Here is a 14,448-nt window from a genome sequence, read left to right as displayed (position 1 = left end):
AGACACCCCTGTCGGCATCTACTATTCCTGAACATTAATAACCAGGGTTTTGTTTTAAATTGGGATTCATCGATATCTGTTGCTGAGGTATTGGATACACTGTTTTGCTGTCAGAAGAAGGTTTATGATCCCACCAAGTTGCTGTATGAAATTTGCCGAAGCGGATTAAATCCTCCCTTCTAAATCCTTCAAAAATAAATTCACGTCCTCGCTCTGCCAAGAGCTCGTCAAGTGTCAGTGTGCTGGTGGTATACTTTGCTTCACTCCAGTCTGTATCAGAAAAGGCTCTCTTTTTACAACTATTAATCAAATCGACAGCTTCTTGTGAAGGGCGTCCTCCATTTTTTCGCATCAATGCTTCGGCTTTCGCAAAATAAATCCAGCTTAGACGATAGACGTTCCAATCCGTATTGTTGTAATTTGCATTCGCAGGTATTTTAACACCGTTGACAGTACCCTCTACAGAGTTACCAAGCTTATATTTATTAAATCTGATACCACTATTCTCTTCTCCATCGCTCATTGTAGAAGACGTACCTCCAGTCTTAGCCCTTCGAATATAATCAACAAAAACAAGCTGTTCTCCTTTGTATTCCTCCGAACCTTGCACAATTTTACCGTCCACAAACTTAACCATAGGTCCGCTTAAAAACCATTCTTTTTTTCGCAAATCTTTTTCGTTATATTGATCGAAAACACCCGGAATTAACACAATACCGTTATTGCCAGTTCTTCCCCCACCATAGATCTCGCTTTGTACAAAATGATAAAATTCCCCTGGAAATCCAGGTTCAAAGTCTGCTGTCTGATAATCGTAGGCAATTGAAAAAATAGTTTCCTTAGACATGTCATTGGTCGGCACATAGGAATCTGTTAAATTTGGATCTAATGCCATGGCACCATTCAAACCTCCTCCAGCGCCCGATATCAATTTATCAGCAGCCGCAATACAATCGTCCCATCGCGGTTGACCAGACCATCTTTCAGCATTCAAATATAGTTCAACGAGCATTGCATAGCCTGAAGCCTGAGAGACTCTTCCCAGCATACTTTTTGTTAATTTAGGGGCTGAACCAATGTTATCTAAAATTTCCTTTTCAATAAATTCAAAAACCTCTTTTGTAGAAGAAGGTAGAGGCAAGGGCTCCTCTGCTGAACTCGGGGCTTTGGTAGTTATTGGAATATTGCCGAATAAATCCATTAGCTTTAGATAATGTAATGCCCGTAAAAGCTTTAGTTCAGCAATAAACTCATTCTTTTCAGCATCTGTTATCCCCATGCGAGCCACGTCAGATTTTTCGAGAATATCAATGGGGCTATTACACAAACCTACTCCCCAATACATCAATACCCATGCGTTGTTTAACCCACCTTCATCTACTGTCCAAGTATGATAATGCAGCCTTTTCCATTTGCCTCCATCTTCTCCATGCCGCCCTTTGGTCGGCCAGGCTAATTGATCTGCGGATAATTCTGCTGGCCGCCACCATCCATCCTGCCCTGATGGTGATATCCACGCATTTGCATGCGTGTATGGACGCAATACAGCTGATATAACCTCATTCTTATTTTTATAAAAATCGTCCGCTACAATGATATCATAAGCGTTTTCATCTAAATTTGTACAACTTGATGCATTAATTACGCAAGCTAAAAATAAAATCTTAACAATATTTTTCATAATACTATCTATTAAAAACCAAAATTTACACCAAACAAAAACGATCTCGTATTGGGATAAGGTCCTCTACTATCAATACCTAAACGTTGTCCATTTACTTCATTACCCAGCCCCGTATCCAATACAAAATCAGGATCATTCCCTGAATACCCTGTTATTGTTGCCAGATTTTGAGCCGTCAAATATATGCGCACATTATTCACCCAAGTGTTACTTTTCAATTTAAATCGATATCCCAATGTAACTTCATCAATTTTTAAGTGACTACCACTTTCCAAATAGTAATCAGAATACATATAGGTATCATTAATATCTTTATATTTGGTGAAAGCATCTCTCAAAAGATTCTCTGACCAGACCTTATTGCCATAAGAAAGTGCCGTTGTATTTAAGATATCATAATCGAATTTACCCCGCATAAAAATTCTCAGATCAAAATTCTTATAGGAAAAATTATTCGTCCAGGAAATATAATATTTGGGGACTGCATTTCCTATTACCGCTAAATCAGAAGAATTCAAATCATCTCTTGAATTATTAATTGCATCATTGTGCACAGCTTCGCCATTTCGGTTATAAAAAAGCCATTTTCCTTCATCATCAAATCCGGCAAATCGTTTACCAAAAAATTCACCGATCTTGTGCCCTTCGTACGTTGTGAATGCATCGCCCAATGCTCCTGCTCCGCCGATTTCACCAAATGTTTTATATTTTACTTTAAATATATCATTCGAATAACTATCTAAAACATTTTTTAGCGTACTAGCTGTAAAATCCATGTTCCACTTAAAATTCTCACGATCTATAGCACGATAGCTAAGCGCTAGCTCAATACCCTTTGAAGAAAGTGTACCTACATTGGAATATATATTATTTCTTATATAAGGAGGCTGTGGGGTAGTATATGTATCCAAAAGATCAACAGTTTTTCGTTGAAAAACATCAATTGAACCTGAAAGCTTATTGCTCAACATTGTGAAATCAACACCGATATTTGTTTCCTTCTTCGTCTCCCACCGCAAGTTTGGATTCGGATTACGGTCGGGTCCGTAGGTTTCTCGGTAGGACTCATCAGGGAACAGATATTTTCCTCCTCCCCCCAAAGTTAATCGAGAGGCATTATTAGCAAAGCCCGTATTTCCCGTTTCGCCATAACCTGCACGTAATTTTAAATTATTTATAAAACCGATATCTTTCATAAAATCTTCATTGCTGATGTTCCACCCCACTGATACTGCCGGAAAGCTCCCCCATTTGTTATTTGCTCCAAATTTAGACGAACCTTCACGCCTTAGAATAAACTGAGCCATGTACTTATCCGCGTAGGTATAATTTACCCGGCCAAAAAAGGCGATCAAAGTATTGTCATTCTTATAGCTGTCCATATTAGCACGTCCATCCCGAAGCGCTTGTCCTTCCGACAAATTATCTTCATGGAAATTATTATTTATAAATCCCCTATTGTCTGCACTTTGTCCCTCATCTTTCTCATAACGATAACTATATCCTGCTAACGCTGTGATTGCATGTTTTTCGGCAACGGTAGTGTTATATTGAAGTGTCGGTTCAAATGCATATTTTTCATTCAATAGATTGGATTTGGAAGCATATCCCCCACCCGGATAGTCTTGATCTTCTAAAGATGCTTCACTATTGAGCGCTCTATAAGCACCATCTGTATAGGAATTACGTTGTACCGACCCAAAAACACTGGCCTTTAATCCCTCAATTATATTTAAATCTGCTTTTCCGTCTAAAGAAGATGTCTGTTGTTTCCGATAACTTGTTTCAGTAAACAATCGAGCAAATTCATTTGTACTCGTTCGGTCATAACGAAAAGATCCATCATCGTTATAATTTGAGAGCGTCGGATTTTTCGTAGCTTCACTTTCCCAGCCACCACCGCCTAACAAGTTCGCATTGTTCGTATTGGTAGCGATATTGAGGAGAAAATTCAAACGATCGTTAAAGCCCTTCTGGTTTATACTCGTTCTCACTGTATATTCCTTTCTTGAATTTTCCTTTGCAATACCTTCCAAATTTCGGAAATTGACACTTCCACGATAGGTAGTTGATTCATTACCTCCAGACAGTGAAAGGTTATGATTTTGTGAAAAATTATCTTTATTAATCAATTCATCAAAAAAATCGGTAGAATGGCCAAAATCAGTTTGTTTTAGCTCACCAGATGCAATCTTATCCCTAAACTCTTGTGGAGTTAAAAAATCAGGTCTATTATAGACAAAATCTTTGCGAAAATAACTGGAATAGTTGAATACCGATTTACCAGGTTTTCCCCTTTTTGTCGTAATCAGAATGACACCGGCATTGGCGCTTGTTCCATAAATCGCAGCTCCGGATCCATCTTTCAGCACATCTATAGACTCAATATCATCTTGTTGTAGTAGATCCGGATTACCTCCAGGTATCCCATCAATAACAAACAATGGACTGGCACTACCAGTGACAGAAATCGCGCCCCGCAATTGAGTCGCTACACCTGAATTAGGATTTGACCCACTTCTAGACACCTGCAATCCCGCGACCTTTCCTTGAATGAGATCCAACGGGTTTCTCGCGCCGCTTTGACGAAATTGGTCTGCACTTACATGGGCTACTGAAGAAGTAACTTCCCTTATTTTTTGCGTACCATAACCGACAACTACAACCTCTTCCAACTGACTTTGGTCTTCTTCCAATTGAACAGAAATGGTATCGCCAGAAACTGTAACTTCTTTCGCTTTGTAACCAATAGAAGAGACAACCAACACGTCTCCCTGTTTAGCATCCAAAGAAAAATTACCTGACACATCTGACTGTGTCCCCTTCGATGTTCCTTTAACAGTGATGTTTACACTTGAAATTGGCTTTCCATCAGCATTCAAGACTTTTCCCTTAATTTGTTGTTGGGGCTTTTTCGATTCCGTTAGAAAAGAGTTGCTTAACATCCTTTGAGAAGAGACAGTAGCCTGCGCATGCTGCATTGCTCCTGCGATAAAAATCAAAGATAAGAATAGCTTAGATTCTCCTTTTAATCGCACAACTGTTTTTAAATCAATTTTGCTCATATTTTTATTATGGTGATTAGTATATAAAACGATTTAGCTTATTGGCAAAGGCATTTTTATTTATTATTATTTATAATAGTTGCCGAAAACAGTGATTATTGTGTTATTCAATACACATCATTATATCGGAAACATTTAGTATTAAATATTAATTGAGTATCGGCACGTGATTCAAAATCGCCATCCTATATCAGCAAAATCGGTTTTGCTAAGAAAGTAAAAAAAATGGAAGCTTTTTTAGAAATATACGTTGGATTTCCTTCTTTGGTTTATTATTTAGTTCAAGTGTATGATTCGATCGTTAAGATAGGTATTTTTAATTTTAAATCAAAAATAATTTAGAATTATTGTTTTTATGAAATTCAGTTAAAAAGCAACTTATATCCCATAAAAAAGAACTCATGAATATTCACAAGCCCTATTTTTATACATTGATAAGATAAAGGGTAGATTGAATACCCTTTATCTTATATTAGTTATGTCTATTGGTATCCTGGATTCTGAGTCAGTTTATTATTACGCTGTATCTCATCAGGAGAAATAGGCCATAATAAGTCGGATTCTTTAAATGTTGCTCCAGAGCCATTCTTTGCACCAATCAATGGAACAAAATCTACTTTTCCAGCTTCTGTTGTAGAAATAACAGGGAACATTTTAGTTCTAACAATATCGTCCCACATTTTAAATTCCAATGGGAACTCGCGGAGACGCTCTTTCCAGCATTCTTTCACAAAATTTTCTGCTGATAATGTTTGCAATTCGGCCGTATAAGCAGAAACTGATTTTCCTTCTGTATTAGCACGAGCTTTGACCTTCGCTAAATAACCCGCTGCTTCCGCACTTACACCCGTTGATTTAGCAATACTCTCAGCGGCAGTCAATAATGCCTCAGGATAGCGGTAAAAATTCCAGTCTTTTGTACCCCTCCCTGTTGTCAGCAATGCCTGTTCATCCACATAATACCATATTCCTGCATCTGTAGATGTCCATGTTTTACCGTTAATCGGATTTGTATATGACCAATGGTAGAACTGATTTGGTTTAATCCTCAAATCTTTTTTATCATAAACATTCAAAAACTGCTTAGTAGGGCCAAAAACACGCTCAAATATCGAATAAGTAGTAAATACAGAAACTGCCGAAGAACTAAAAGCAGTCGCTGTTCGCGCACCACTATTATTAATAGTTTCATCAAACTCCTGTGCATATATAACCTCATCTAAGTCATCAGTCTTACGCAGTAAGTTATATGCACTACTCTGCTCAAGATCAATATTTTCAGTCATCTTATGCGGAGAATTCACCACAATTTTAGCTGCTGTTGCCGCATCTGCGTATTTTCCCTCTTGCAAATAAACATCAGCTAAGAGCATTGCTGCTGCATATTTAGTAATGCGATGCCCATTCTCTGCGAATTTTTTTGCAGGCAATACTTCAACCGCACTCTTTAAATCTTGCTCGATCAACTCATATATTTTCGCAGCATCTGTACGCTCTATGTAAAGTGGATCAGTCAAGTTTTCGTTAGGGAGCGTATACAACGGGAGTGCACCGAATGTTTTGACAAGATAAAAGTAGTTATAAGCTCTAAAGAATTTTGCCTCTGCCAACAACGTATTTTTCTTTGCCTCATTTGGCATACTTATTTCTGGAATGTACTTTATACCTGCATTGGCAATATTAATCGCTTTAAAACCTTCATCCCAGATCGTATTCATCGTTGGCGAGATGATATTTGTATTTTGTTGTCGCGTCAATTCACGGGCGAATAAACTAACACGTTCTTGTCCTTCGTAGCTATTTGTAAAATATCCAGTCAAAATAGTATTGATCGAGGCTGTAGATCCAAGGTAAGAACCGGTAGAAGAATAACGTATTGGCGCCCCGCGACGATAAAGTGAATTTACAGTTGCTTCGGCCTGTCCTTCATTCTGATAATAACTTATTAACGATAAGTTTGAGCCCGGATTTTCTTCCAAAAATTTATTACAGGATGTTGTCAATGCCATTCCGGCTAATAACAACATGATTAATTTAGTCTTCATCTTTTTAAATTCTATGAATTAAAATGTAACATTAACACCTAAAGAGAAAGTCTTCGCTCTAGGATAAGAGAAAAAGGTCATATTTTGTCCAAATTTACTCTCCCCTTGTGAGGTACTTTCTGGATCATAACCTTTAAAATCTTTTGATGTGAACAAAAATGGATTATTTGCATTCGCATAAACACGTAACCTGGATAATCCTATTCGCTTCAACGCATCAGCTTTGAATGTATATCCCAATTGCATCAAGTTTACACGAAGATAGGATCCGTCCGCAACCCAAGCATCATCCACATTGGTATCCTGTCCCGCATGCCCACCATTGGTCAGATAGATGGCCTGCTGCATGGTATTCGGATTGGAACCATTGTATGCATCTGTCAAAATTTCCTTCAGACCATTGGTAATTCCAAAACGATCATAAGTAGAATGGAAAAATTGTTGCATGACATCCACTCCTTTGACAAATTGCAGATCTAGGGTGAAATCGAAGTTCTTGTAACGGAGGTTGTTAATAAAACTACCTGTCCAATCAGGTAGTCCTTTTCCTATGATTTCCTTTTCTTTTGAACGTTTTGCACGTCCTATATCTTTTATTTCTGCATTTCCTGCGTCAACATCCGCCTGTGTATATACGCCTAATCTTCTATAGCCATAGAAACTATTTAGGTTTTCACCGACACGAATAATGCTATTGGCCCCGCCGACCCAATCATTTTGTAAGATATCAGCGTTGTTCTCGCCTAATTTCAAGACTTTATTTTTGTTATAGTTTCCGTTCAACGATGCCTTCCACTCAAAATTCTCATTGGTCACAATTGTACCTGTAATCATCATGTCTAAACCTTGATTCTGAACAGATCCTATATTCTTATAAACCGAATTAAAGCCGGTTGCCCTTGGTAGAGGCGCTTCCAACAAAAGATCTGTCGTTTTCCGACGATAATAAGAAATATCAAAGTTTAATCGATTTTTTAGTAATCCCAGTTCCACCCCAAAATCAAACTGGGCCGTTTTTTCCCATTTTAAATCCGGGTTCGAAATCGTGTTCACAAATGAATATGGAGCCCTAGCATTATTCAGCAAGATTGTTCCAGCGTCGACGATTGACAACGACTTATAGGGGTCGATTTCGGAGTTACCTGTCAAACCGTAACTTGTATGTAATTTCAAATTACTGATTGTTTCGTTGCCTTGTAAAAATTCCTCATTGGACACATTCCATGCCAAACCTAGTGAAGGGAAAAATGCATATTTATTGTTCTTACCAAATTTAGATGAACCATCATAACGGCTGGTTACCGTTGCTGAATAGCGATTATCATACGAGTAAGCAGCTCTTAAGAAATATGAATTCATCGCCCATTCATTGACATTAGACTCGAGTCCAGAAGGAGTGATGCCCAATCCCATGTTATTATACTCGTAAAAATCATCCGGAAATCCCTCTGATCTCATTTTATCGTAATCATACGTTTTCTTTTGCCAAGAGAGACCTGCCATTGCATTGATCCGATGTTTATCGAATTGCTTATTATAGGTTAGATAAGTTTCTTCCTGCCAATACAATGTATTTGTATGGGTACGTTCTGCCCAGCCATTCGGCCTAGAAATATTATTTAACAGCTTTGAAGAATATCCCTTATAATCTTTTCTATGGTGGTCAATCCCTAGTTGTGTTTTCAAATCCAAACCATCAGCTAGATGAAATGTTAATGCCGCATTTCCAAAAATTTGTGTATTGTAGCGCATTCGTTTTTGCAAATCTAGAATGGCGACGGGATTGGACATACCTTCAAAACCCAATTGTTCTGCTACAGTCGATGACGACGAATTCGTATAGAGACCGTCCTTATCATAAACTGGATACCAAGGAATCATCTCAATCATGGTACGACGAGCTTCCTGTCCACCACCATCTTCTGGAGTATAACGTCCCCAAGTGTGATTAACGGTTAAATTAATTGCTGTAGATAACCAGGATGTAGGTTTTGCATCATAAGCCATTTTTGCATTTATCCGCTTGTTCCAGGTATTATTCATGATCCCTTGTTGGTCGGTATAATTCAAAAATGCACCAACAGAAGATTTTTCATCACCTTGTTGTACATTTAGTTGATGATTATGTGAGATAGCTGTACGTGTTGCCTCTTTCTGCCAATCCGTATCATACAGTGGATTACCATTTCCATCAAAATAGTTTGCATCATTAAACCAGGTCTTTTTATCCAAAGACCAAGATTTTCCTTGGTATTTGTTTTCATTCTCCAATCCGATCATAAAGGCATCCACCCATTCCTGTGCATTCAGCACATCCATGTAGCGTTGAGCAGAGCTCACTCCAGCTGATCCTTGATAACTAATTGTTCTAGATCCGTCTTTATTTCCACGTTTTGTTGTTACCAAGATAACGCCATTTGCACCACGTGCACCATAAATAGCTGCAGAAGAAGCATCTTTTAAGACCTCAATATTTTCGATATCATTCGGATTCAACAAATTGAAATCTTCCATCACGACTCCGTCGACAACGTAAAGAGGATTGGAAGACGAGTTGATCGTAGCCACACCACGGATAACGACTCTATTTCCATATGCTCCAGGTTGACTGGAATTAGAAAAGATATTCACCCCAGAAGCTTTTCCCCTCAAGGCATCTAAAGGGCTAAAACTCTGATCTTTGATCATGTCTGCCCCTTTGACCATGGCGATAGAACCTGTCACATCAGATTTACGCATTGTACCGTAACCAACAACGACAACCTCGTCCAATTGGCTTTGATCATCGTCCAATTGTACAGAAACAGTTGCACCGGAAACAGTAACTTCTTTGGCTTTGTAACCAATGGAAGAGACGACCAATACATCCCCCGATTTAGCATCCAATGTAAAATTACCCAAGGCATCAGATTGTGTGCCCTTTGAAGTACCTTTAACGGCGATGTTAACTCCTGAAATTGGTTTTCCAGTAGCATCCAATACTTTTCCTTTAACTTGTTGCTGCGCATGGTTTACTTCTTTTACGAAGGATTTGCCATCGTAATTGGCAGAAGTTCCGACTGCGGCATTGACTTGTTGGAAAGTACCAGCAATGACAGCCAATGAGAAAAATAACTTTGATTTTTTCCCAAGCTGCGCAAGTGATTTTACGTCAACTTTGCTCATATTAATAGTGATTTGGTTTATAAAAACGTTTTAGCAAAAAGATGCTTAGAACGTCTAGTTTAATTTAGTTTCCCTTAATTGATGGTTTTAAAATCGATCTGCTTTCTTAAAATTGCATATGATACTCCCCTTGCTTTCATTTAACAGAAAACATAAGGTTTCAAAATGTCTATGGGATTATTGCCGCATAGCATCTGTAATAAATTAAGCTAAATCGCTTTTGCTTTTGTTGTAAAATTTTTTGGTTTCCCTATTTTGGTTCTTTAATTGTCTTTTTTATTACTTATTGGTTCTTTAATTGTTTATTCGTTATTGTTTTCCCTTTTGGTTATTATTTCTTGGTTTTAACGTGCTATTAAGTTGGAAAGATAGCACTTTAATTTTACTGGGGAAAGATTTATTTTCAAAACCTTTCCCCAATAAACTAAATATTTCCTTTCTTCATCTCGCTGATCGCATAATCGACAGATCGTGCCGAAAATGCCATATAGGTCAATGAAGGATTTTGTGTTGATGTTGAGGTCATACTTGCACCATCTGTGACAAAAACGTTTTTCACAGCATGCATCTGATTCCATTTATTCAGTACCGAAGTTTTCGGATCGTGCCCCATACGTGCTCCGCCCATTTCATGGATATCTAAACCTGGAGCCTGCCAGTGTGTATCCGGGCGAATGTTTGTGAAGCCAGCATCCGTAAACATCTCCGTCATGACAGCAATGTAATCTTTTTTCATTTTTTCATCATTCTCATCATAATCGACAGCAATTTTTAACAAAGGAATACCCCAGTCATCTTTCTTACTGCTATCCAATGAAACCATTCCTGATTCTTTTGGTATTGTTTCACCCATCATGTGAGATCCAACCTGCCAAACACCTAATTTAGGATTCAACAAATTGTTCTTCAGATCTAGCCCTAAACCTGAACGATCTGACTCTTTACTACGTGAAGCTCCGAAACCGGCGGCATAGCCCCTTAAAAAGTCTGTTTCCTGTTTGTGCAAGTTTCTGAAACGTGGAATATACCCTCCACCTGCGGGATTCCGCCCTTCGGCCGTAAAATCCAACATCCCTTCATACTCTGCATAAATGCGTGCACTATAGTTGTGAAAGGCAACATATTTTCCGAGCACACCACTATCATTACCCAAACCATTTGGAAAACGGTTCGATTTAGAATTCAATAAGATCAAATTGGTATTGATTGCAGCCGCATTGACAAAAATCAATTTGGCATAAAAATCAATTTCCTCTTTTGTATTGGTATCTATAACACGTACACCGACTGCTTTTCCTTTTTGTTCATCATAGAGAATCGAATGAACAACCGAAAATGGGCGTAAGGTCATATTCCCGGTCTTGGCGGCCCAAGGGATTGTCGTTGCATTGGAACTGAAATATCCACCAAAAGGACATCCTCGCTGACAAAGTACGCGATTCTGACACTGTACACGTCCTTGTTCGATGTGAATCTGATTTGGTTTAGATAAGTGTGCACAACGTGCTGAAATAACTTTGCGTTCCGGAAATTTCTTTTGGACGCTTTCTTTAAAATACTTCTCGACAATATTTAATGGGTACCCTGGCAAAAACTCGCCGTCTGGCAATTCAGGAAGTCCATCGTGATTACCGGCAATACCGGCAAATTTTTCGACATAAGCGTACCAAGGTGCTAAATCAGCATAACGTATCGGCCAATCTACGGCAAAACCATCTCTCGCTGGACCTTCGAAATCAAAGTCAGACCAACGTTGCGTCTGTCTCGCCCATAATAACGACTTGCCACCAACTTGATAGCCTCTGATCCAATCAAAAGGTTTCTCTTGAATATAAGGGTGTTCCTTGTCTTTTACAAAAAAATGGGCCGCATCTTCATGGAATGCGTAACATTTGCTGACAATCGGATTTTCTTCTTTTACTTTGAAAGGCATTTCATTCCGATGTTCAAACTCCCAAGGCATCATATTGGTGGTTGGGTAATCCTTGATATGTTGTACATCACGTCCACGTTCCAAAACCAATGTTTTCAAGCCCTTCTCGCACAACTCTTTTGCGGACCAACCGCCACTAATTCCCGAACCGATCACGATCGCATCGTAGGTTCTATTTTTTTCACTGTCAATATTTAGATTTGCCATCTGCTATTTATGCCTTAACTTTTACCGCACCATTGTACGGACCCGGAATAAGTTTATATATCACCTTATTCTTCATCACGTATTCTGAGTTCATATACCCCTGAATTGCACGCGATTTGAAGGTCTCAAAAAAAGCCCTCTCGTCGGTTTGGTCTTTTAACCCCGCCAAAGTGGTCTCAGTCTCTTTGCTATTTTTTAAATTCAACTGTTTTCTCAATTTGTTGAAACCAGCGACAAATTTAGCCTGATTTTCTGGCGACTCACAGTCATCCACCATTTTAATAACGAAAAGATGTAAGTTCAGATCCTTTCCTCCCGGTGTATCCGATTTCGGAATCAGGATGTTAGCCAGATCGCCCAAAAATTGCTCATCTTCCGCCGAAATCTTCAGCTTATTTAATACAATTGATGCACCTCCATCATTCAGACAGGACGACAAAATTGTCAGTCCGCCAGCTATAATGAAAAATTGCTTTATTGCGGTTCTACGGTTCATAATCAGAGTTCCCTTTACAATTCGGTAATATTACATATATCCGAATAAAAATACAAATGCTAAAACGATTAAATTATTTTACAACCCTCAAATCCATTGCGCCAACAGGTCTTTTGCCTCAGATAAGTTTTCCACAATGTTATCAACAGCTGTTAGTCTAGCACGTTCTACCTCCTGTTTCGTAACTGCAATCAACTGCGTCCCTGCTCCCAACGCCGATGTACTTCCGGTCGATGTATCCTCGATAGCCACACAGCGGTCAGCTGGTAGACCCAGATTTGTTAATGCCAAACGATAGGGTTCCGGATTGGGTTTTGGCAACTCCACACACTCACGCGTGACAAAAAACTCAAAATAATCCAAAAGCTCATGCTTTCCCAAAACAGTATCGACTGTGCTTCTATAACTCGAGGTCACAAGCCCAATACGGATATCTTCTGCTTTCAAAAAAGCTAAAATTTCTCGCGCTCCAGGCATCAATTCTATATCGCTCATATTAGAATCGGCATAAGCCGCACGAGTACGCTTCCACATATGTTCTTCCGTCACGTCGTAGCCATAGTCCTCGGTAAGACGCTTGACATTATGTGCTAAAGTATGTCCAGCAAAATCGCGAATCCAATCTTCATAGTTGATCTGAAGGTTAAATTCCTGTTTTAATATAGGTGCCCAGTTTTTGAAATAGAAATATTCCGAATCAATTAACGTACCGTCCAGATCGAACAATACCGCCTGTATTTTATTCATAGTGTTAAAGATACACAAGTAGGTGGAAAAATCCTATTAAATGACACCACAATAGGTAGAATTTGAGAATGCACCATGATAGGTATCCCAAAAACCGATGTAGACATGATAATCAGCTTTTTGGTTTAATTCAACCGGTACGTCCACAAAACATTGGCCATCCCTAGCAGATGCAACTGCTAATTTTAACGAGCAGAAATCTTTTAAGCTAACGCATGCTAGATTTAACTTATAAATTTCATCATCATACACCGGGTTTGGTATCCATTCCAAAAATATACGACCTTCATTCACACTTACCTTAGTACCCGCGGGCGGTATTAGATCCCCCACAAACACATTCAAATTTTCAAAATTCACAACAGGATTATGATCGGCATCAAAAGCCAGTACATCATTAAAAACATGTTTTTGCGCGAGCTGAAATGCACCATATTTAGATCCATTTTCTTTTTTTAGCCCATAGCCAAAATCAAAAACTGCTTTGTTCTCCGAACAAAATTTTCCGATAGCTTTCATTTTTTGACGATGTAATCGCTGAGCTTCAGTCGGAGGTTTACTGCTTTTTCTCCTTGCTCCCCGAATAATCCATTGCCCCATACGATTGTATCCATATATCGAACCAACTTTACCTCGAAAACCACCATTGGGTCCATCTTCTACTATAGCCATATTTTAAGTTTTTTGTTTAATTATCATCTTAACAATGACCTCTTAACAATCGATCTATATTAATGTTTGAATTAAGTTAGGTATAAACTAGTATTAGATTAGGTATAGCATAGGTTTTATTTAGCTATAACCTATACTATACCTAAATAAAACCTAAACAAAACCTAACTAAAACCTATGTAAATAGTTACTTTGATAGTATGTATAAAAGCAGTTGTTTTCCTTCATTTTTGGATAAGCTTTGGACATTTATTAAGTTTGTTGTGGTAAACGAAAACTAATGTATACCGAGTATGAATGCACGACAAGCTTTTAGAAGATAGCCATTACGTTCGTTAGCATAGCGCATTCCGGCCAAGTGTAGGTAGTTCACAAATAGCATATAGTACTTTCTAATACCGCCTCAAACGTACACGCGATGAAAACCGAGCTCA

At 38.5% G+C, this 14,448-nt stretch carries 8 protein-coding genes; all 8 read right to left on the bottom strand.

The features are described 5' to 3' along the window. Positions 1-34 precede the first annotated feature (34 nt). Positions 35-1,681 (bottom strand): RagB/SusD family nutrient uptake outer membrane protein, encoded by a 1,647-nt coding sequence (locus tag HS960_RS22775; RefSeq protein WP_153844287.1) that lies wholly within the window; start codon positions 1,679-1,681, stop codon positions 35-37. Positions 1,682-1,692: 11 nt separating this feature from the next. Further along, positions 1,693-4,749: a SusC/RagA family TonB-linked outer membrane protein gene (locus HS960_RS22770; protein WP_227550055.1), complete on the bottom strand. Its 3,057-nt coding sequence runs from the start codon at positions 4,747-4,749 to the stop codon at positions 1,693-1,695. Between the two features lie 482 nt (positions 4,750-5,231). Beyond that, the gene (locus tag HS960_RS22765; RefSeq protein WP_153844288.1) at positions 5,232-6,794 is read right to left on the bottom strand and encodes a RagB/SusD family nutrient uptake outer membrane protein; all 1,563 of its coding nucleotides are present in this window, start codon (positions 6,792-6,794) and stop codon (positions 5,232-5,234) included. A gap of 18 nt (positions 6,795-6,812) precedes the next feature. Continuing rightward, positions 6,813-9,959 (bottom strand): SusC/RagA family TonB-linked outer membrane protein, encoded by a 3,147-nt coding sequence (locus HS960_RS22760; protein ID WP_159727375.1) that lies wholly within the window; start codon positions 9,957-9,959, stop codon positions 6,813-6,815. 424 nt (positions 9,960-10,383) lie between these two features. Beyond that, entirely contained in the window at positions 10,384-12,099 is a 1,716-nt protein-coding gene (locus HS960_RS22755) for a GMC oxidoreductase (RefSeq protein WP_088163121.1), read from the bottom strand. A gap of 7 nt (positions 12,100-12,106) precedes the next feature. Continuing rightward, on the bottom strand, positions 12,107-12,595 hold the full coding sequence (locus tag HS960_RS22750) for a gluconate 2-dehydrogenase subunit 3 family protein (RefSeq protein ID WP_153844290.1): 489 nt from the start codon (positions 12,593-12,595) through the stop codon (positions 12,107-12,109). An 87-nt stretch (positions 12,596-12,682) separates the two neighbouring features. Beyond that, a complete protein-coding gene (locus HS960_RS22745; protein WP_153844291.1) occupies positions 12,683-13,342 on the bottom strand; it encodes an HAD family hydrolase in 660 nt (219 codons plus the stop codon). A gap of 36 nt (positions 13,343-13,378) precedes the next feature. Continuing rightward, the gene (locus HS960_RS22740) at positions 13,379-14,014 is read right to left on the bottom strand and encodes a DUF6266 family protein (RefSeq protein ID WP_159727377.1); all 636 of its coding nucleotides are present in this window, start codon (positions 14,012-14,014) and stop codon (positions 13,379-13,381) included. Between the last annotated feature and the right edge of the window lie 434 nt (positions 14,015-14,448).

The organism is Sphingobacterium paramultivorum, assembly GCF_014109745.1.
GTDB classification, from domain to species: domain Bacteria; phylum Bacteroidota; class Bacteroidia; order Sphingobacteriales; family Sphingobacteriaceae; genus Sphingobacterium; species Sphingobacterium paramultivorum.
This window is presented reverse-complemented; position numbering and strand designations above follow the sequence as displayed.